We start from the raw sequence: 18,381 nt of genomic DNA, 5'->3' as shown, positions 1-18,381 counted from the left end.
AGCGATCATCGACAGCGAACGGGGGCTACGGTTGCCCTTCGACCTCGGGGCGTAGCTGATGGTCAACGTCCAAGAATTCGCTAGTTTCTGAAGCGGATGTTCGTCGCTGTCTACCAATGTAGTAAGACCCACAAGCGGCCGTTCAGCGACCGCCGACAGTTCCCGAATGCGGAAATCCATTCATCCGTCTGGACGGCCGCGTTGAAACGCTGGCCCTGGTCCGGAGGATTTCATGACCTTGGCGGGTCGCTGACCGGCGGCGCGTGGCAGGTGGTCCCTCCGCAGCTTTTCAATCACACCGGTGCAACGCCGTCGGCATTTACGAGGTTCGAACCAACAAGAATGCCCACTAGCCGCACACGCTTTTCGACCAGATCTACGGGCGTGCGATGAAGCTCGAGCTCGAACCTCCCACCAAGATCTCGACGCAGGTAGAAGCCACCGCCGTCGCGGATCAACGTCCCGACCTCGTCGATCCGCGTTCCGATCTCCATCCCTCGCTCCCGCCTGGACCTGCGAACCGATAAATCGCCGCCATGCACAGAGGCATTACACAGCGGCTTTTAGGGGATCAACGCCATCGACGACGGGGCAGCGTAGACAGGCGCTTCGCTGCGAGGAACCAGAAGCGGACGTTCGGACAACCCTTCCCGCTTCTACTCCGGCCATTCATTCACGGCGGCCTGGCGGCTGCTTCCGCCGAGCACGAGGACAGCCCGTACGTCTCAAATTGGGTGGAGAACGGAACGGCGGCTTACCGAAGCTCAGAGCGCCTATGCGGACGTTTGCGGCGAATTGGGCCTGCGTTAGTGTGGGGCAACCGGACCTCGAAGCGTCGCAGCTCTTGGCCTGCATCTCGATCGCCCAATCGTGCCGCTCTATTGAGCCAATGCCTATACCCTTGGAGGTCGTTCCGGTTGAACGCGATCATCGCAAGGTGCTGCGCTCCCAAGTAATTGCTCCGCCGATACGCCAAATAAGCGAGACCGCTCCGGCTAAACCGATCGGCGACACGGCCTCCCCCGCAGAGGTCGCTGCTCTATTCCACCATCGCGTCCGTGTCACCGCCGAGAGCGAGATGCCATAGTATTGGCATGCGATGACCATTCTGATGGTCGTGTCGAATACCCCAGTAACGCTGCCACAGATTGTCGCTCTTGCTCATTGACACAGAATACCGGCATGAGCGAGTGCGTGCTGGATGGTGAACTCAAAGAAGCGCACCCATAATTGATCTGTACATTTTCATCCTCCCTAATCACGGGAGGTTAGACGAAGGAGCACCGCAACGCGATAGTTGGTTATGACTTTTCAAAGCAATTAGCGCTTCGGCCTCAGCGTTGCAGGCGCTTTAACAGTAGCCGAAGCGGCTGCTGACCAACTTAGTTATCGCTGGCGGTCCCTTTGATCCGCCTCAGCGCTTCCTCAACCGCAAACCGGCCATTCCGTAGCCGGCCCAGAAGCAGCCGACATCGTATGTGCCTTTCCAATGACCGGAAGTGGGCCGGTAGCCGCCGGGCAGCTTCTGGGCGGAGGCAATATTTCAGTGGACATTCGATAAACCGAGGGATGGAAACGAAGGCCCAAGATCGTCGTCATGGCGCAGCACCCAAAGTGGATTCGTCGCTGCCGTCGTTGATCGTGTGGAAGCTAACGAAGAACGGGACGATGACCGCGTCATGCTCCGGCGCATTGGTCAGCGTGATTGTCTCACCAAGGTCGAGCGGATGGTGCGGCACGATATGGGTATTGAGAAACCAGCTGTGAAAGGCCTGGCAGGCGATGTCCGTGTCGCCGAGGACTTCGAGCGCGTCTTCCGCCAGGATGTTTATCGCCTCGCGTGCCGTTTCGGTGCCGAGCAGCACTGCCAGGGCGCGAAGCTCGAGCACTTCGGCACTCATGTACAGGGTCGTCGCAAAATGCTCGCCGTGATAGTCGAAGAGTTCCGGCTCACCGATCGTGTCGAGCGCCGCACGGGCGACGTCAGCGTCTTGATGGAAGCCCATGGTGTGCCGCAACCGGCTAAGCGGTGCGCCGGAATTGGAAAAATACCGACGGACGCGTTTCACTGCAGCCACCGCCTCGGCGGGCAAGTCTTCCTGCCAATGACGCGAGAAGGTGCCCAGCTGGCGAAGTAGTGCTGCGCCTTCGTGCAGCCGGCTCGCAAGCAGGCGGAGGTTGAGAAGTTCGGTCGCGATGGCGGCATGGCCGTCCGCGTCGGTAAAGCCGCTGGCCGGACGATTCCGCGCGGTCAGCATCTGCCGAGTTAGAATGACGCAGTCGTTCCAGAGCCGCCCGAGCATCAAATAGCCGAGACGATATGCCTCCGGTGCCTGATCAAAGAGGGTACGGGGAAATGCGAAACGAAAGATATCGGCCATGTTGCCTCCGGCCGGCATATGGGGACGAAACGTGGCAGGTGCGACCCGTGATGGATGTGACAATAGATCATCCGTCGCATACGAAAGGCAGGTTGTGAAAAGGGCCGATCGAGCGGAGAACAGCATGAATCGAACCGTGCCGCTGCGCGTTGTTTGCGCTTGCCGCAGGGCAGAAATCATCAGCCTTACCTAATGGACCAACATCGTGACGCATGCTTACGCCTTTCTGTTCGACGGCAGCGTCGCTGGTTTGCCCGAGCCGCAATTGCCGTTCTTCACTGCTGCGGTCTTCGCCGCCGTCTCAGGTGCTGACCCGGGCGGTACGGTCCGTTCGCAATTCCGGCTTGGTTTGCCCTCACTGCTCGGCTTTGCGGAACGGACGACGGCGGTGCACGGAACCGAGAAGGGTAGCGGGCGCACCGTCTCGCGCGATATAGACACGTACAAGCTGGTCATCTTGCAATGGCTTAATTCGCTCGACGGCGGATGGAGCAGCATCGACCGCGCATGGGGAGAGCGAATCTTTCGCCGTCGAACCGAAGAGTGCGTGGTGTTGTCGGCGCTGACCGACGAGATGCGCGATCGTGTCGATGGGTCACTGAAGCGCGTAACCGGTTATGTCGGCGGCTTCGCGATCGATCCGGGTAATCCGCTCCATCGCGGCGGCTTTTTCGAGCTCTTGATTTTCGGCGCAGCGATTGTCGACGGGACGGTCGTCCAGGATCGCACAATTGAGGGCGACGAGGATTGGGCGCTGGAGGGCGCGGCGCAGTTCAAACCCGGGGGTCTCATTTGGGAGGATTATGGCTGGTTGCGGTCGCAAGGGCCGGATGGTTTGCCCAAATCCGAGCTTTCGGAGGTGGGCGCTGCGATCGCGTCGGCCCTCGCCCGCAAGCACGCGCCAAACGTCGAGCACCGCGTGATCGAGGCGCTGAGCGAAGCAATGTTCTTGAACGCCGAGAAGAAGACGTTCGAGTTCGAGGCTTCGAGTGATCCGGACGACATCCTGGAGGCGATCATGCCCGAGGGTAAATTCACCAAATATCTGTTCGATCGCACGCACAAGGATGGTGGATCGAAGGCGAATTTCATCATCGACGACATCGGCATCGATCCGGAGGATTGGCGCTACCTCGCCGGGCAACTTTACTATGGGCTTGCTTCGGCAGATCCTGAGGCGGTCCAGCTCAACGAATGGCAGGACGGCTACGGCGCACGCTTCGATGTCGTGATGCGGGTACGCAGCCGCGGCGGCAAGACGGGCGTGCTGGTAACTGGCTGGAACATGAACCCCGGTGCGCTGCCGTCGCTCTCGACCGCCTACCCTGGCAAACGTGACGCAGATGCAATCGAGCCGGGGGACGTGCCGATCCTGCCGCCGGGCGAGCGCGATGAAAATGATTGGGCGCGGCTGTGGGAATGGGCGAACAGCAGGGGTCTTCGCGACGCCGAGGCCGTGGTTCCGACGCCGATGTATATAACTGGGTGCGAGCCCATCGCCGAGGGCGAGTTCGGCAGCGCCGCTGTGCGTGTGGCCGACGCGCGGCGGGGTCTCGCGCGGTGGTTGGCGCGCTATGGCCTCGGCACTAGAGATGGGTACCCGGGGATCCTTGCGTTGAGCCCTGTCGACGGCCAGTCCTTTGATCGCGCGGTCGCGTGGGCGCGGGCGGTGACAGTGGTCCTGCGGCTCAACGGGATCGAAGCAGAAGTCGAGACAACGAAGCATTGAATCGCGCATCAGCGCAGGATGAGGACACGATGCCAACCATTGAAATTCCCTGTAATTTTGTCGGGTCATTCAAAGTCGGCGACAATCTTCGGTACAATTGTGATGTGCTATGCAACCTGGTCGACGCGAACGCGGAAAATTCTTTTGGCAAAATGATCGTGCTGCAGGCCGGTGCCATCTTAGAAGCGGCGTTGACGCAGATCATTTATCGAGCACAAAACTACAATCTCGAGGGAGTGCCCAATATCGTCGAGGCGGATCGCAAGAAGATCGAGGAGAGCAGAATCGACAAGTTCGCCATCGCGATCGACGTGCTCCGGAAATATGCGGTTCTCGATGGTTTGGCCGGGGACGTGTACGGCGAACTCCACCGGCTGCGTCAGTACCGCAACAAGATTCACATTCAGGAGGACGTCAAGGTCGCGGGCGCGCCGCGCGATGAGGACGCGATCTTCATCGCCGATCTGACCGTTTGGGCGCTTGACCTCATCCGACGTGTCCTACTGCATCTCAGCGAGGCGCTGGCACGACCCCAGCACAATTACGTCGGCATGATGCGTCTGCCGGCATGATGCCAGGTATCAAAACGTGATTGCAAAAGTGACCTTCAAGGTGTATGTGGTATGACCGTAAAGCGAAAGCCGCATCACGATCTGAGCGCGATCCAAGCGAAGTTCGTCGACGTGGACTCGTTGTCGATCACGACGACGGCCAACCGAGATGCGCAGGCAATCGGTTATTCGTTGGAGGATGTCATTGATGTCGTGCAGGCGCTGGAGCCACAGGACTTTGTCAAGTCGGAGACTGCCCACAATCCAGTCAACTACCTGATGTGGCACGACACCTACGTTATCCCATATGACGACATGGATCTGTATTTGAAATTTGCCGGCGAGACGTTGGTCGATATCGTGCTGACCTCGTTCAAGGAGAGTTTCCCGTGAGTGACAAGCGCATTCATCCCGAGACGGGTCAGGAATTGCACCGCGACGTTCGTCAGCAGACGGTCGCATTCGGATCGCTCTCGCGAACAATCGATGTGCCGGGATGGTATCCCGATGGCGATGGCGATGCCTTGTTCGTCGGAACAGACCTCCACGCGTCCAATACTGCTTTCAAAGAGCTGCGCAGCGAATATGGCGGCCATGTAAAGGCGGTCCGCAAGGCGCGCGGGCTGACCCAGGAGGAGGCGGGGCGGATCGTCGGGGGTGGTCGCCGCGCGTTCCAGAAATATGAGAGCGGGAAAACACCGCCGAGTGAAGCCGCGGTCGGGCTGATCGAGGTGCTAGCGAAGCATCCCGAAGCGCTTGCGACTTTGCGCGATGTGCGAGCTAAGATGGTTACCGTCACGGCCTCGACGACGGGCAAAAAGAAGACGGCTGAACCGAAGCAGCTTGTGCGCACGCGAGGCCGCAGAGTCCGGATGAAGGCGGCGAAAGCGCGCGCATGACATAGGTTAAGGACATGGCGCGGGCGGTGAACAGGCGGAGAAGCCGCCGCATGTAATGCGGCCAGTTCTTCCCGACGCCGCCCACATGAGCGCCGCCCCGGCTTTACCAGCGATACAGAACACACTCACTGGAAATGCGCTTGATGTCTGCTCTCTTTGAAAATGCCGTCGCGAGCATCCGGATGGGGATCGAGGACTATCAGTCGCAGGACGCGTTCCGCGACATCTCGGCGGTCCGCAATTACTATGCCGGCGTTCTCCTTCTGGCGAAGGAGGCGTTGGTCCAGTGCTTCCCCGAGGAGGATCCCGATGTGATCTTGGCGGCCAAGGTCCGTCCCGTCGCAAAGGGCGAGCGACTGGTGATGGAGGCCGAGGGCACCGCCACCGTGGATTTCGCCAATATTGGTCGCCGGCTTAAGGATTTCGGTGTTCATATCGACGTCGGGCGGCTCGAGGAACTGCGCAGGATCCGCAACGATATCGAGCATAAATACTCGACCGCAAAACCTAAAGTCATCAAGCGCGCGATCGCGAAGGGTTTCCCGGTGATTGCCGAGCTATTCCGGGTGTTGAATAAAGGTCCGGCGATCAATCTCGAGGAAGCGTGGACAGCGATGCTCGCGACAACCGAACTATATGAGGCGGAGCTCGCGCGTGCTCGCGCGACCCTCGCGCCGATCCATTGGCATTCGCGCGTCATCGGGCGAGCGAAGTTCGAATGTCCTGAATGCTCGTCAGAGCTGGTGATTCAGGAAGATCCGTCGAACACCAGTCAGGACGACGCCCACCTCGCGTGCGAGGCATGCGGGACGATGATCCTCGAGACGGCCACCTTCTTTGAAACGCTGGTCGACCAGGAACTCGGCGCGGAGTGCTATATCCGTGCGAAGGAAACAGGCGAGGATGGCCCGGTTTTTGGTTGTCCGTCGTGCAACCGCGCGACGTTCATCGAAGACGAATGGACCTGCGCCAATTGCGGTTATGGGCTGCCGGACGTGACGGGCCGGTGCGAGGTTTGCGGCACGAATATCCCCGTCAGCGATCTGCTCGCAGACCCCGACAGATTGCTCTGTTCCTATCACGAGTATCTGGCGCAGAAAGACGATTGAGGAAGGCGCCTACGGGATTGCCTAGCTAATAGGCTGGACGGTGAGCAATGCCAGGCGGCCCACATGACGTGACTTGCCGCGACCAGTCGTCGGGCAGTACGGTCTACCAGAACAGAAAGGCGACATCGGACTCGCCAAATAGGTTCTAGGCTTTACGTTCACATCATGGATATCGAGACCTCTGCTCCTGAAATACCGACCGACGATTTCGCGCGACGATTCTCGATGCGCCCCGGGCGATTGATGTGGTTTCTCGGAGCCGGTGTCTCGGCCTCAGCGGGGATTCCGACCGCTTGGGACATGATATGGCGGTTTAAGCGCGAGCTTTATGTCGCGCAGCGCAAGGTGTCGGTGCAAACTGTTGCCGATCTCGCCGATCCGGCTGTGCAGCGGCGACTCGACGCGCACATCGCAACACTTGAGCGATCACCCGCTCCCGGATCGCCTGAAGAATATTCCGCATTGTTCGAGGTCGCCTATCCGGCGGAGAAAGATCGCCAGACGTTCATCGCGTCGATGATCGCCGGTGCGAAGCTCGCATACGGCCATCTCGCGCTCGCGGCGATGTTGAAGGCCGGTCACAGCAATCTCGTCTGGACAACGAACTTCGATCATCTGTTGGCCGATGCCAGCGCGAGGACGTTCGGAACAACCCGCAACCTGACAGTTGTGGGGCTCGACAGCACGAGCCTCGCGGGCCAGCAAATTGCGTCGCAAAGCTGGCCGATCGAGGTCAAGCTGCACGGCGATTTCCGGTCGCAACATCTGAAGAATACTGCTGCCGAACTCAGACATCAAGACGCGCAGCTTGGCGCACAGCTCGCTGACAATTGCGGACGCTATGGGCTGATCGTTGCCGGGTATAGTGGTCGAGACGCGTCGGTGATGGCAGTGTTCGATCAGGCTCTTGCGGCTAACACTCCGTTTCCCAACGGACTATTCTGGCTCCATCGCGGGGCGGATGCACCGCTTCCGCAAGTCGTCGATCTTCTCAACCGCGCGACGAGCGCCGGAGTCGAGGCAGCTTTGGTTCGGATCGACAGCTTCGACGAGATCATGAGCGATCTCGTTCGACAGGCTGGTACGTTCGAGACGATGGAACTCGATGCCCTTGGGGCAACGCGACCGCGGGTTTCGGCCGCGCGCGCGCCTACCGGTGCGCCGGGATGGCCGATCATTCGGCTGAACGCGATTGAAGTTTCTGTCCGTCCGACACATTGCCGCAAGGTCGTCTGCTCGGTCGGGGGATTTCGCGCGATGCGCGAGGCCGTCGAGGCAGCGGGTGTCGACCTCCTCGTGGCGCGAACCTCGCGTGGCGTCCTGGGGTTCGGAGCCGACGATGATTTTCGTGCGGCGTTTGCCAGCTTCGACATTGCCGAGTTCGACATCGCCAATCTCGAAAAAGGTCGGATGCGGTATGACTCGCATGAGCGGGGATTGTTGCGATCGGGACTGATCCGGGCGCTGGCAAGTGAACATGGTCTCGACGTCGTCCACCAGCGCAGCCAGGATTTGGTCGCGCCGGCAGATGCGAGCGATCCTGCCTGGCAGAAACTTGCCGAGATTGCCGGACGGGTGGAGGGCACGATCCGCGATCATCCAGAGATCCGCTGGCGCGAAGGGGCGTCGCTGCGGCTCGAATGGGCTGACGAAAGACTGTGGCTGTTGATCGATCCGCGTATCGTATTCGACGGCGTTACGGCGGAGAATAAAGCGCTCGCAGCCGACTTCGCGCGCGAGCGCACGGCGCAGCGTTACAATCAGAAGATCGACAAACTCGTCGCGTTCTGGACCAAGCGCCTTGCGGGCCAGGATTTGAGGGCGTTCGGCATCGGCAACGGAATCGATGCCGTTTTCACGCTCGACCGGAACACCGCCTTCAGCCGCACGGTGCAGGCATGAGCAGCGAGATCGGCGCGACGATCGCGCTGCCGGAGCCGGAACTCTTGTTCAGCGCAGAGCGCGAGAGTTATCGCGACATTCATCCATTGCGAGGGCTCGCACGCTACGGGCCTTATTCTAACAGCTTTTTTGTCTCGAATCCGATCCAGATCGCGACGATCGCGCCGTTCGGCGAGTCTCATCGCTTGAACGAGTTCATGCGCGATCTCGATCAAAGCTTCAGACCTACGGAGCGTACCGATTATCTTCCCGATTGGCCGGGCTTTTCGAAGGTGTTCGGAACCCGCAAGGCGGCCGCCGACAAGAGTTGCCGCGTCGAACTGGATCGCGACCTCGACGAATTGCTGCGCGACAGCGAGCTTCCGCATCTCGTGCTGGTCGAACGACTGGTTCGCGCAATCCAGCAGATCGAGGCGCATCGGACGGCGTTCGACGTCCTCTTCGTGTATCTGCCCGAGCGGTGGGGGGCGGCGTTCAGGGGCGTCGAAGACGATTTCGATCTCCACGATCACCTCAAGGCCTATACCGCCGCTCACGCCATTCCGCTTCAGATCGTACGGGAAGGGCGCGCATTGTCGTATCCGTGCAAGGCGAGCGTGATGTGGCGGATCGGACTTGCGCTCTACGCAAAGGCTGGCGGCGTGCCGTGGAAGCTCGCCGACGTCGAGCCCGACACCGCATATATCGGTCTGTCCTACGCAGTCCGGCCGGTCGAGACCGACAAGCCACGGTTCGTCACCTGCTGCAGCCAGGTATTCGACGCCGACGGCGCCGGTCTCGAGTTCATCGCCTATGATGCCGACGCCACCGAAATGCAGGTGCAACGCGACAACCCTTTCCTGTCTCGCCACGAGATGTTCCGCGTGATCACACGTTCGATGCTCCTCTACCGCCGACGTCACGGCGGCGCGTCGCCACGGCGCGTGATGATCCATAAATCGACCGAATTTCGCGAGGAAGAAGCCTTGGGCTGCTTCGACGCGCTACCGACGTGCAATGAGATCGATCTGGTCCAGGTCGTCGGCGACGTCGGCTGGCGCGGCGCCAAATGGGATCGCGACCGCAAGGACCCGGAAAAGCAGCTCGCCGATCGCTTTCCGGTCAGGCGCGGCAGTCTTATAGGGATCGGCGACCGGGAGGCCCTGCTCTGGATCCACGGCGCGGTCGAGCTCAACCAGCGCACCCATTTTCAGGGTGGAAAGAGCACGCCGCAGCCGATCAAGCTCGTCCGGCACGCCGGGCACGGTGGCTGGGAAGACACCGCGCGGGCCGCGCTGGCGCTCTCGAAGATGAATTGGAACAACGACAATCTTTATGACACGCTGCCAGTGACGATGAGCTATGCTCAGGTCCTTGCGCGCGTGCTGAAGCGAATGCCACTGCTTGGCAGTTCGGCGTTCCACTTTCGATATTTCATGTGAGCCGGCACAGCGGCACGACTATGCCGGTATATCATCGATCGCGGTTATGAGGCGATCTAGGCATCGCACTATTCAAAAAGGGGGCCGGACCAAGGCAGTAGATCGCTGACGGCCATCGCCCCGCTCGATCAAGCGAGCCACTACTACCCGCCGGCGCTCGACAAATTGCTGGGGATGCGGTGAAGCACGCGGGTCTTGCGTGCTAGCTGAGCCAACGGCAGCTTTTGGGATCGAGGGAACTGAACGGAAACGACCGACTTGGGGCGCATTTCCGCTTGGCAGGTTGTGCCCGGAGCGGACCAGCCTCTTCTGGGCCGTCAGCCGTCAGTCAGCTTCAAGGCCCGCCATGTAGCGAAGCGGCCATTCAAATTTGAGTTATCCGGCATCCATGAGAACAATCATCCTTCTCGCGTCGGGATGCTCATTCTGGTGGATTCCGGTCGTTTTATCCGACGGAGACCTGATCGGCGATCCCACGTCTACGGCCGCGACTGGATCGCGCTTCACAAAACGGCTTTGGAGGTAATCAATGGGATGTTTGGCGATCCATACTGACTAGATTGCGGGCGGGCGCTCGCGAAGCACGTCATCGGCCTTCATGATGATGATCGGCTTACCCTGCGCCCACTCCGCAGCCGCTTTCGAGATGCCGTGAAGGGTGGCCAAGATCGCCACCTGAGCATCACTATGCGTGAGCGTACCATATAGCTCCCGCACTACGGCTGGACTTACCGGCTTAGCGAAAGCCTTGCACTGGACCAGCCCCTTTATCCCGGCGCGGCGAACCACAAGGTCGATGCCACCATCGTTGCGGCCGCCGACTTCATCAACGTCGAAGCCCCATTGCCGAAATGCGCGAGCAATCCGGCGCTCGAACTCTTGCCCGCCCGCCGCGTAGAGCGACTTGATGTCGTGTCCCCGACTAAGGATCGCGCGCGCGGCTTCGATGGTTTCGTGACGTTGCAACGCCTTACGATAGGCGCGATGCGCACCGGCATTTGGGAGGATCGCGTTCACCGCCGCGACAAGCGCCACCATTCCAATAGCTGCGCCAATCCCGATGGTGGGCGCAATGAAGAATGAGATCAAGAGCGCGGTGCCTAAGTCAGCACCGCTGACGATGATCAAATAAGCCATGTCGCCGATGAAGAGCGCAGCGGCAATCGTGAGAATGGCATAGGGATTCTCAAGCAGCACGGTCGCCCATTCCGGGAGGATCGATGGCCGCTTGTCCGAATCTAGGCCAAAGTCCTCGGGCTCCGGGCGTGCCACAGGGTGCTCAAGCTCGCCTTCATTGATCACCCCTAGACCATAGGCTACTTCGACGGCCTCGAGCTTGTCAGCTAGGATGATGTTGCCCTTGAGGATGTCGGCAAACGCCTCAATGCCGCCCTCACCTGATCTGAGGCGCGCGAAGGTGATGCTCAGTTCCCGGTTGATTACCACTCCGCTCCTCCGCCTAAAGCGGCACCCTTCCCCCGGCACCACAGCCCTGTTAGCCAATGCCGTTCAGGGGGAATACCGTCATGATCATCGCTCTATTGATCCTGATAATCGCCATCATGCTGTTCGGCGCTGGCTTCGTGAAGGGCTGGCTTAAGAACGTGATCGGTATGATCGGCGGGTTCGTCGTGATGGCCGGTCTCGCGATCTGGGTAGGATCGTTCTTCGGCGAAGATGGGCCGATCTGGGTAATCATGATCGGGATGGGGCTTCTGTTCGTGCTCGCCATCTGGGTGCGTTCGACGGAGCCTGGACCGCCATCGCGCCCACCCTTGTCGCGGCCATCATCGAAGCGATTCCATTCGAAAGCGCCGAGCCGTGAAGAGCGGAAGCGCAATCGCGACGATCTGCGCGGTCGTTCATGACGAACAAGCCAAACGACTGGAGGAAGGCGCTGATCGAAGCGACCACAGGGCCGATGATCGCGATCCTGTTCTGGTTCACGATGATCGTCGTCGTGACGCTCGCGCTAGGGCACGGGAAGGCCTTCGATGCTAACGTTTTCGAGGCGTTCGGGGCTATCGGTCAGGTAGCGATCGCAGCCGCCCTTCTTTGGCTAGGCTATCAGCAATACAACTTTACCAAAGAGCTTGGTGAGCGCCAGCGCCGGCTCGATATGCATGATCGGCGGGCGAAGATGGTCGCTGAGTATGGCCACTGGTCAGATAAGCATCTTCTGCCACTGGCACCGGAACTCGACATCTCGACGCTGTTGTCGCTCACGCTTCGCTCAAAGGCCCTTTTCAGCCGCGCCGTGATCAACGATCTAGCGAAGCTAGTGGAAGACTACACCAGAGCCGAAACCCTGCGCGGAACCGTCGAGACGTTGAAGAATATGCAGGATGTGATGGCCTTCATGACCGTGCAGCGCGAGCATGATGGCGTTCGCCAAGAGATGCGCGCCACAGATGAGCGCGTAAGAGTGCGGATGCTACTCGAGATTGATGCCGCTCCCGATGCAGCGCCGCTTGATCTGGTCTTCAGCGATGACGCGAGGCCGAAGGATGAGAGAGCCTAGCCACCACGTTGCTCACGCTCTGTCACACGATCTACCGCTGCAAGGTGAACACTCACCAACCAAGTGGTTTTGCGACGCTCCGAGATAGGATGATTTAGCTCCCGAAATCCGGCGGCCTGAACGAACAGCAGCTTACGGGTACCCCGGGGCTAGGCCGAACGGCCGATATGCGGCGCGTAGCTGCCATCGCGCGCTTGATGAACAAATGTCGGCCTACGATATGACCGTCCGAAAGCGGCCGTTCCGCTATCCCCCCATCAAGCCATTGCTCGCCGCTTGAATGAACAGCGGCTTTAGGATCCCACGCACGCCCAGGATCAGGCCTTAGCGGTGATGATCTGCACACTCAAATGAGCTGAAGGCAACCGCCGCTAATCTGCCTCTCCTGCGGCAAGTCGCTCGGCGCAAGCTGTGCTAACGAGATGCTGCAGGGTCGCCACTTGGCCAAGCAGCCACTCCAATTCTTCTGGAGTGATCTTGTAGTGTGGCGAATATCGCGCATCGACATAGGCACGACGAAGTAGCTCAAAACTGCGCTGTGCAAATTTCGTCTCACGCGGCCAGGCAGCAATCAACCTGGGATCCAGTTCCTCGCATAGATCCCGCAGGAAGTTCAGCTTATGCGATTTTGGGCTGTAGAGCGTCCTGACAAGAAGCAGGCAATGATACAGCCGCTCCGATGCTTGGTGGAGATTGAAGGCCGCCTCATTGAGCGCGCTTTGCGTAGTGGCATAGCGTGCGATGTCGAGAAAATTGGACGCGCTAGGGAACCACTTATTGAAGTAGCCGAGCGCTTCGGCATGGGCGGCATCCTCGCCTAAAGGCTCCGGATGGGCAAAAGGGTGATCTGGCGCTTCGTACAGCGCAATCCCGTCTCGCACGATATCAGTGAAAAAGTACCGCCCATGCTTCAACTGCCGGTTCACGTCGGTAAGGCTATGCACGATAAAGCCGACCTGCGTCTTGAGCTGCTTCGTCACCACATAGTCGCGCACGAGGTGATCCTCGGCCGCGGTCCAATATTCCGCGGCGTCGGCGAGCTCGTCATAGTTCACGACAACCAGCAGATCGAAGTCCGAGAAATAACCCCCGACCGGATCCTCGACCCAATCGCCGCGCGCGTAGGATCCGAACAAAATGATCTTGAGGATCCGCCCGGCCTTGCGGTGCGGGGCGTTGCGCCCGGCAAGCGCGTCCTGGAACTCCTCGAACAGCACCTTCACGACATGCTCGAGCTCACGCCGCTTGCGGTCGGGCAAATGGTCGAGGTCGGTCTTCATCGGCAACAGAATCGGAGCCTTCGCGCAACGATGCAAGCGCAAACGCATCGTTATCTGGGCGCTCTTCCGTTCGCGCTTCGATTACAGGCACCGACGCGCGGGCCGCTCAAAGCGACGGTCCCCGCTCCCGTCCCATAGTCCAGCTGACACCCCTCTCCCGCATGATCCCACGCACCGCCTTGCCGATCTGCCGCTCCAGCACCGGCCGCCACGGCACAAGCGTGAAATCGCGGGCCTTCTCGACGACGCCATATCTCCCGCTGGCGAGGTCGATATGCCGGCGCAAAACACCTGACACAGGCTCGCCGTTTTTGACCTCAGCAAATGCCTTGCCAAGCTCGTCGGAAAGCTGCCCCGCCACGCGCAGGAGTTCGCGTCGCCGAAGCACCTCCACCAAGTTCTTCTGGAAGGCCGGCCCGCCGCCCCGCTCCTCCGCCAGTCCCTCGCCGATCAGCCAGCGCAACCGCTGCCGCTGCGCGTCGCGCGCCGCGGCACCAAATCCCGCATCGCGCAAATGTACCGGATCCGAGGCGAGCAACTGGGTATCGAGCCAGGTCGGGCCGTCGGCCGCGATCTGCGCTTCGAGCGGAAGCCGGGACAGCACCTTGACATCGACGGGACGATCGCGGGCCTGCCGCTGCTCGAACGCGGCCACCCGCGCGAGATGATCGGGGTGGATTCGCCAGCTGCCATCGACTTCGCGATCGGCGCCGCCGGTATGGCGGCGGATGGCCTCGAGCCGGCGGACATGCGTCTCGGCAAATGCCTGGGTGGCCGACGGGTCGTGGCGCAGGTGGAGATCGACGCTGTAGCGACCTCCATTGCGCGCCGCCACCTCCGCCACCGTCCTGTCTACGGCGCGCGGCTCCGAGCGACGCGCCGCGATGCCGACGACCGTGCCCTCGGGAAGCGGCTCGAGCGCCTCGCCCTTCCCGACATCGACATAGTGGGTGCGGCCGTCGGTCGCCTCGACGATCAGATAATGCCGGTCCCGCAGCTCGTCCGAAAGCCCGCGCGCAACGATGCGCCCGACGATCCCTTGCCCTGCACTTGTCGGCTCGAAGACGGCCAGGTCGCGACCAGCAAATTCGATCGAGCGCTGGCGCATCGCGCAATGCATCGTCTTGATGATGTCGCAGCGCTCCCCCATCCGGCGAAGCGTCGGCTCCAGCTCCCCCGCGAGGCGCCAGCGCCCCGCCCCGCCGTGCTCCGCCAGCCCCAGGCGCTCGAGCTTGGCCAGCCGGCCGGTCAGCGCGGTCCGCAGCACCGGCGAGCCTCGCCCTATTTGCGTCCACCGATCACTATCCATCGCCGCGACCAGCTGCCGGTCGAGCCCGGTCCAGCGCTCCTGTTCCATCTCGCGCAAGAGCCGGCGCCGGACCTCGAGGTCGCTGCGTGGCCCAAGGTCCATGCTGACGATCTCCGCGGCGCGCTCGCGCATGCCGGCCGAGAGATACTCGCGCGCGATGATCAGGTCGCGCCCGCGATCGTCGCGTCCGCGCAGCAGGACATGGGTATGGGGATGGCCGGTGTTGAAGTGATCGACGGCCACCCAGTCGAGGCGCGTGCCGAGGTCCTGTTCCATCCGCGCCATCAGCGCCCGGGTGAGCGGCTTGAGGTCGTCATATTCGGCGCCGTCCTCGGCCGAGACGATGAAGCGGAACTGATGCCGGTCGCCTGTCGATCGATCGAGGAATGCCTTGCCGTCCTCAACATCGCGCTCGGCACCATATAGTTCACCGGGCGTGCCGTCGCGGGTGACGCCGTCGCGCTGGATGTAGCGCATATGCGCCCGCGCGCCCTGCGCACCGCGCCCTGCCAGCCGGACCAGCCGCGACTTGACGATGACCCGGCGGTGGCGGAAGCGCCCGAGCGCGTCGCCGCTGGCGAGGAGGCGGCCGATGCCGGCGCCGCGCCCGATCCGGTTGCCATGGAAGCCCGACCCGCCCCGATTCGCGCTACCTGCCAGCCCGGCTGCCTGTAGCACCCGGTGCAGATAGCTTCGCCCACCCTTCGACCCGCCGGCGCGCATCCGGCCAAGGCGCGGCTCGAAGTCGTCCTCGCCGCTCATCGGTCGTGTCCGACGGCCTAGGACGCAGACGCCAACGCCGCACCGTCTCGATACGGCATGGTGCCATGCCAACCGCGGAAATCCGCGGCTTCCGCACGCGTCGGCGCCACCGCGAACCTGCACGGCGCCATGCCCAGCCTTCCAAAAACGATGTGCAGACAAGCACTTGCCGACTGCGCAGCGGCGGCATGGCGCCCTTGCTTTATCTTGCCTTCGCTGTTCTGTCTTTCCCTCCCCCTCCCCCTCCCGACACAGCCCGCTCCACCCCACCCTTCCCCTGCCGACCCAGGGGCAGAAAGGCAGCCGCCGCGCTGCCCGAACGGGCATAGGCGCGCAGTCATTGCGGCGTCGTTTCCACCGCGCGCAGCTGCACGAAAATGCCATTGCGCGGCGCTGGGGACGTCGAGGATTCCAACCCTTGCAGCTGCCCGGCGCGCTGCCCGCGGAGCTCGAAAAACACGTCGATCCGGCGCTCCGCCGGCGTCAATCCGGGTCGCTTTTCGGGGGGAATGAGCGGCGCTCCAGTCACCCGCGCCAGATAGATCCGGGTCTCGCCAGGCAGTGGATTGCCGGTGCGCAGATGCGCCGCATAACGCGCCGGGCCGGCATTGTAGGCGGCGAACAGCCCAGGATAGCCGAAGCGGTCGTACATCGCGCGCAGATAGGCGGCGCCGGCCAGGATATTGTCGCGCGGTGCATGGGGATCGGCGCCGAGGCCATGGCGGCGCGCCATCTCGGCATAGGTCGCGGGCATGACCTGCATCAGGCCCATCGCCCCCTTCGCGCTCGCAATCGGCCGGCCCGCCAGCGTCGTCCGGCCGCCGCTCTCGGCACGCATCACCCGTCGGATCCAGTCGTCGGGAATGCCGAAGCGCGAAGCAGCTTCGGCGATCAATCCATCCCATTGTGCCATGCGATCGGCAGCTTGCGGCGAGGCGACGGCCATCGCCACGGCCGCCAGGACGGCGATCACTCGGTCCATAGCGGCACTGCCCTTCCCAGGATGTTGGTACGTGTGACCGGCCCGAAATAGCGGCCGTCGAACGACGCATCGGCCGGCATCAGCAGCAGATACTCGGCTTTTCCAAGAGGCCTGCAGCCGCGCCACCAGGGCATCGCGCGGCCGGCGTGATCGTGGGTCTGGCGATGCGCGACGGCCGAATAGCGCACATAGATCCAGCGTCCGCGCGCGCAGACGCGATCGCCTGGAAGCGCCGCAACGCGCTTCACCAGCGGCACGTTCGCCGGCAGATAGTGCCGCTCGGCGGCGAGTGCTCGAACCGCAGCGGGCGTGCGCGCGACGACCATCATCCCGCGATCGAGCACTGCGCCGGGGAGCACGCCGTAGAGGCCGCGCGGCGCGCTCGCAGAGACATTCCAGACCAATAGTGGCACGCGCGGGAGCAGTGACGCGACCGCGAGCGCGACGACGCCGGCGAGGCCGCAGGCGAGCAGGCGGAGCCGCTGCCGCCGCAAAAGCCGAGCAGCGCGAAGCTCGGCGCCCCAGCGAAACAAGGGCAGATCGCGGGGCTCAGGCATCGCGCGTCGTCCCGCACGACCGGGTCTGCGACCAGGCGTCGAGCTCGTCGATGTGGTAGCGGACATAGCGGGCATGCTTGCGGAAGCGCGGTCCGCCGCCACGCGTCCGCAGCTTCTCGAGCGTGCGCGGCGACAGGCCGAGATAGAGCGCCGCCTGCGCGGCAGTGAGGAACGGACTTCCCTTGCGCGCCAGTTCGGCACGCGCATTTTCGTCTTCCATCGCACCGGTCTCCAGGCAGCGGCGGACAGCGCGTGTCGCTGTCCTCGCGTCGGGGATCGGCGAATTGGGTCGGCGATCGCAGGCTCGAAAAAAGCAGCCCTGCGAAATCGAGCCGCCCCGTAGCGGACGTGCAGCCTGCGGCGTTTCGACCAGAAATTGACGGCGGTGCGCGCCCGTTCATGGTTCGGGCCCTGACCCTTGGCCGACGTGCCGATCGTCTCCCTTGTGCGCCTCGAGGGGCCCGCATTCGTGCGCTTCGAGGGGGATTGAGAAGCCCCGCCGCGGCATCCGCGGCGGGGCCGGTCCGCTCTCAGCGCGACCAGATCAAGGCGAATTCGCCGCGCTCGCCCTCGACCAAGGTGGCGTAGATCGGCGCCGGAAGGCTGGGGTCGTCGAGCTTGACCGAAAGATAGTCGCGATCCTCGCGCGAGGTCTTGGACCATGCCGCACCGATCTCGACCTGGCCGACATGGACCCGGTAGTCGGGAGCCTTTTCATTGTCCTTGCTCGAGGGTCGGATGCTCGCCTTCACGCTCAGCGCGAGGGTCTTGATGGTGCCCGCGAGATTGCCGTTTTCGTCGCGGGTGAAAGTGCCGATCTGTGCCATGATGGGTTCCAGTCTGTTTCTCGGGACCGCCCGATGCGGCCTCGATGGCGTCGATCCGGCGTGGCGGCGGCCGGTCCGCACCCTTGGGCCGCAGCGAAAGCGGAGGACGGCGAGAGCCGGCTTTCTTGGCCCGCGAGGAGCCGCGCAGCGG

At 62.2% G+C, this 18,381-nt stretch carries 18 protein-coding genes; 9 read left to right on the top strand and 9 right to left on the bottom strand.

The window, feature by feature from the left end; all coding sequences use genetic code 11:
- Nucleotides 1–293: 293 nt before the first annotated feature.
- Together RZN05_RS02720 and RZN05_RS02715 are read right to left on the bottom strand one after the other, a co-directional pair.
- Nucleotides 294–494, bottom strand: a complete 201-nt coding sequence (locus RZN05_RS02720; protein WP_317225089.1) for a DUF5818 domain-containing protein — start codon at nucleotides 492–494, stop codon at nucleotides 294–296.
- 1,101 nt (nucleotides 495–1,595) lie between these two features.
- Entirely contained in the window at nucleotides 1,596–2,381 is a 786-nt protein-coding gene (locus tag RZN05_RS02715; RefSeq protein ID WP_317225088.1) for a hypothetical protein, read from the bottom strand.
- 205 nt (nucleotides 2,382–2,586) lie between these two features.
- On the opposite strand from RZN05_RS02715, the gene RZN05_RS02710 reads away from it, so the two are divergent.
- The 7 genes from RZN05_RS02710 (at nucleotide 2,587) to RZN05_RS02680 (ending at nucleotide 9,992) form a co-directional block, all read left to right on the top strand.
- Nucleotides 2,587–4,110 carry a DUF6883 domain-containing protein gene (locus RZN05_RS02710; RefSeq protein WP_317225087.1) on the top strand — a complete coding sequence of 508 codons (1,524 nt, stop codon included), beginning with the start codon at nucleotides 2,587–2,589 and terminating at the stop codon, nucleotides 4,108–4,110.
- A 152-nt stretch (nucleotides 4,111–4,262) separates the two neighbouring features.
- Nucleotides 4,263–4,682, top strand: coding sequence for a hypothetical protein (locus tag RZN05_RS02705; RefSeq protein ID WP_317225086.1), 420 nt, complete (start codon nucleotides 4,263–4,265; stop codon nucleotides 4,680–4,682).
- A gap of 51 nt (nucleotides 4,683–4,733) precedes the next feature.
- A complete protein-coding gene (locus RZN05_RS02700) occupies nucleotides 4,734–5,054 on the top strand; it encodes a type II toxin-antitoxin system MqsR family toxin (RefSeq protein ID WP_317225085.1) in 321 nt (106 codons plus the stop codon).
- Nucleotides 5,051–5,560 (top strand): type II TA system antitoxin MqsA family protein, encoded by a 510-nt coding sequence (locus tag RZN05_RS02695; RefSeq protein WP_317225084.1) that lies wholly within the window; start codon nucleotides 5,051–5,053, stop codon nucleotides 5,558–5,560. Before RZN05_RS02700 ends, RZN05_RS02695 begins: the two co-directional genes overlap by 4 nt.
- 134 nt (nucleotides 5,561–5,694) lie before the next feature.
- Nucleotides 5,695–6,669: a hypothetical protein gene (locus RZN05_RS02690; RefSeq protein ID WP_317225083.1), complete on the top strand. Its 975-nt coding sequence runs from the start codon at nucleotides 5,695–5,697 to the stop codon at nucleotides 6,667–6,669.
- A 165-nt stretch (nucleotides 6,670–6,834) separates the two neighbouring features.
- Entirely contained in the window at nucleotides 6,835–8,571 is a 1,737-nt protein-coding gene (locus tag RZN05_RS02685) for an SIR2 family protein (RefSeq protein WP_317225082.1), read from the top strand.
- Complete coding sequence (locus RZN05_RS02680; protein ID WP_317225081.1) at nucleotides 8,568–9,992, top strand: argonaute/piwi family protein; 1,425 nt, start codon at nucleotides 8,568–8,570, stop codon at nucleotides 9,990–9,992. The genes RZN05_RS02685 and RZN05_RS02680 overlap by 4 nt, the downstream gene beginning before the upstream one ends.
- Nucleotides 9,993–10,547: 555 nt before the next feature.
- Here the strand turns inward: RZN05_RS02680 and RZN05_RS02675 are convergent.
- Complete coding sequence (locus RZN05_RS02675; RefSeq protein WP_317225080.1) at nucleotides 10,548–11,438, bottom strand: restriction endonuclease; 891 nt, start codon at nucleotides 11,436–11,438, stop codon at nucleotides 10,548–10,550.
- 80 nt (nucleotides 11,439–11,518) lie between these two features.
- On the opposite strand from RZN05_RS02675, the gene RZN05_RS02670 reads away from it, so the two are divergent.
- Together RZN05_RS02670 and RZN05_RS02665 are read left to right on the top strand one after the other, a co-directional pair.
- Nucleotides 11,519–11,860: a hypothetical protein gene (locus RZN05_RS02670; protein WP_317225079.1), complete on the top strand. Its 342-nt coding sequence runs from the start codon at nucleotides 11,519–11,521 to the stop codon at nucleotides 11,858–11,860.
- Nucleotides 11,857–12,513 (top strand): hypothetical protein, encoded by a 657-nt coding sequence (locus RZN05_RS02665; RefSeq protein ID WP_317225078.1) that lies wholly within the window; start codon nucleotides 11,857–11,859, stop codon nucleotides 12,511–12,513. The genes RZN05_RS02670 and RZN05_RS02665 overlap by 4 nt, the downstream gene beginning before the upstream one ends.
- Nucleotides 12,514–12,884: 371 nt before the next feature.
- On the opposite strand, the gene RZN05_RS02660 is transcribed toward RZN05_RS02665, so the two are convergent.
- From RZN05_RS02660 to RZN05_RS02635, 6 genes are all read right to left on the bottom strand, one after another.
- On the bottom strand, nucleotides 12,885–13,793 hold the full coding sequence (locus RZN05_RS02660; protein ID WP_317225077.1) for a HEPN domain-containing protein: 909 nt from the start codon (nucleotides 13,791–13,793) through the stop codon (nucleotides 12,885–12,887).
- A gap of 106 nt (nucleotides 13,794–13,899) precedes the next feature.
- Entirely contained in the window at nucleotides 13,900–15,864 is a 1,965-nt protein-coding gene (gene rlxS / locus RZN05_RS02655) for a relaxase/mobilization nuclease RlxS (RefSeq protein ID WP_317225076.1), read from the bottom strand.
- 337 nt (nucleotides 15,865–16,201) lie between these two features.
- Nucleotides 16,202–16,846: a lytic transglycosylase domain-containing protein gene (locus RZN05_RS02650; RefSeq protein ID WP_394804773.1), complete on the bottom strand. Its 645-nt coding sequence runs from the start codon at nucleotides 16,844–16,846 to the stop codon at nucleotides 16,202–16,204.
- A complete protein-coding gene (locus tag RZN05_RS02645) occupies nucleotides 16,834–17,403 on the bottom strand; it encodes a S26 family signal peptidase (RefSeq protein WP_317225075.1) in 570 nt (189 codons plus the stop codon). Before RZN05_RS02645 ends, RZN05_RS02650 begins: the two co-directional genes overlap by 13 nt.
- Nucleotides 17,396–17,623, bottom strand: a complete 228-nt coding sequence (locus RZN05_RS02640) for a helix-turn-helix transcriptional regulator (protein ID WP_317225074.1) — start codon at nucleotides 17,621–17,623, stop codon at nucleotides 17,396–17,398. Before RZN05_RS02640 ends, RZN05_RS02645 begins: the two co-directional genes overlap by 8 nt.
- 310 nt (nucleotides 17,624–17,933) lie before the next feature.
- Nucleotides 17,934–18,230, bottom strand: a complete 297-nt coding sequence (locus RZN05_RS02635; protein WP_317225073.1) for a DUF736 domain-containing protein — start codon at nucleotides 18,228–18,230, stop codon at nucleotides 17,934–17,936.
- Nucleotides 18,231–18,381: the final 151 nt, after the last annotated feature.

This window comes from Sphingomonas sp. HF-S4, assembly GCF_032911445.1.
Classification (GTDB): Bacteria; Pseudomonadota; Alphaproteobacteria; order Sphingomonadales; family Sphingomonadaceae; genus Sphingomonas; species Sphingomonas agrestis.
Note: the sequence above shows the minus strand (reverse complement) of the source record. Positions and strands in the feature narration are given on the sequence as shown.

What these genes read in the sequence shown, in the direction of transcription:
- RZN05_RS02720 (WP_317225089.1), bottom strand. Translation starts at nt 494, where the DNA reads ATGGAGATCGGAACGCGGATCGACGAGGTCGGGACGTTGATCCGCGAC.
- RZN05_RS02715 (WP_317225088.1), bottom strand. Translation starts at nt 2,381, where the DNA reads ATGGCCGATATCTTTCGTTTCGCATTTCCCCGTACCCTCTTTGATCAG.
- RZN05_RS02705 (WP_317225086.1), top strand. Translation starts at nt 4,263, where the DNA reads ATGATCGTGCTGCAGGCCGGTGCCATCTTAGAAGCGGCGTTGACGCAG.
- RZN05_RS02700 (WP_317225085.1), top strand. Translation starts at nt 4,734, where the DNA reads ATGACCGTAAAGCGAAAGCCGCATCACGATCTGAGCGCGATCCAAGCG.
- RZN05_RS02690 (WP_317225083.1), top strand. Translation starts at nt 5,695, where the DNA reads ATGCGCTTGATGTCTGCTCTCTTTGAAAATGCCGTCGCGAGCATCCGG.
- RZN05_RS02685 (WP_317225082.1), top strand. Translation starts at nt 6,835, where the DNA reads ATGGATATCGAGACCTCTGCTCCTGAAATACCGACCGACGATTTCGCG.
- RZN05_RS02680 (WP_317225081.1), top strand. Translation starts at nt 8,568, where the DNA reads ATGAGCAGCGAGATCGGCGCGACGATCGCGCTGCCGGAGCCGGAACTC.
- RZN05_RS02670 (WP_317225079.1), top strand. Translation starts at nt 11,519, where the DNA reads ATGATCATCGCTCTATTGATCCTGATAATCGCCATCATGCTGTTCGGC.
- RZN05_RS02665 (WP_317225078.1), top strand. Translation starts at nt 11,857, where the DNA reads ATGACGAACAAGCCAAACGACTGGAGGAAGGCGCTGATCGAAGCGACC.
- RZN05_RS02660 (WP_317225077.1), bottom strand. Translation starts at nt 13,793, where the DNA reads ATGAAGACCGACCTCGACCATTTGCCCGACCGCAAGCGGCGTGAGCTC.
- rlxS (WP_317225076.1), bottom strand. Translation starts at nt 15,864, where the DNA reads ATGAGCGGCGAGGACGACTTCGAGCCGCGCCTTGGCCGGATGCGCGCC.
- RZN05_RS02650 (WP_394804773.1), bottom strand. Translation starts at nt 16,846, where the DNA reads ATGGACCGAGTGATCGCCGTCCTGGCGGCCGTGGCGATGGCCGTCGCC.
- RZN05_RS02645 (WP_317225075.1), bottom strand. Translation starts at nt 17,403, where the DNA reads ATGCCTGAGCCCCGCGATCTGCCCTTGTTTCGCTGGGGCGCCGAGCTT.
- RZN05_RS02640 (WP_317225074.1), bottom strand. Translation starts at nt 17,623, where the DNA reads ATGGAAGACGAAAATGCGCGTGCCGAACTGGCGCGCAAGGGAAGTCCG.
- RZN05_RS02635 (WP_317225073.1), bottom strand. Translation starts at nt 18,230, where the DNA reads ATGGCACAGATCGGCACTTTCACCCGCGACGAAAACGGCAATCTCGCG.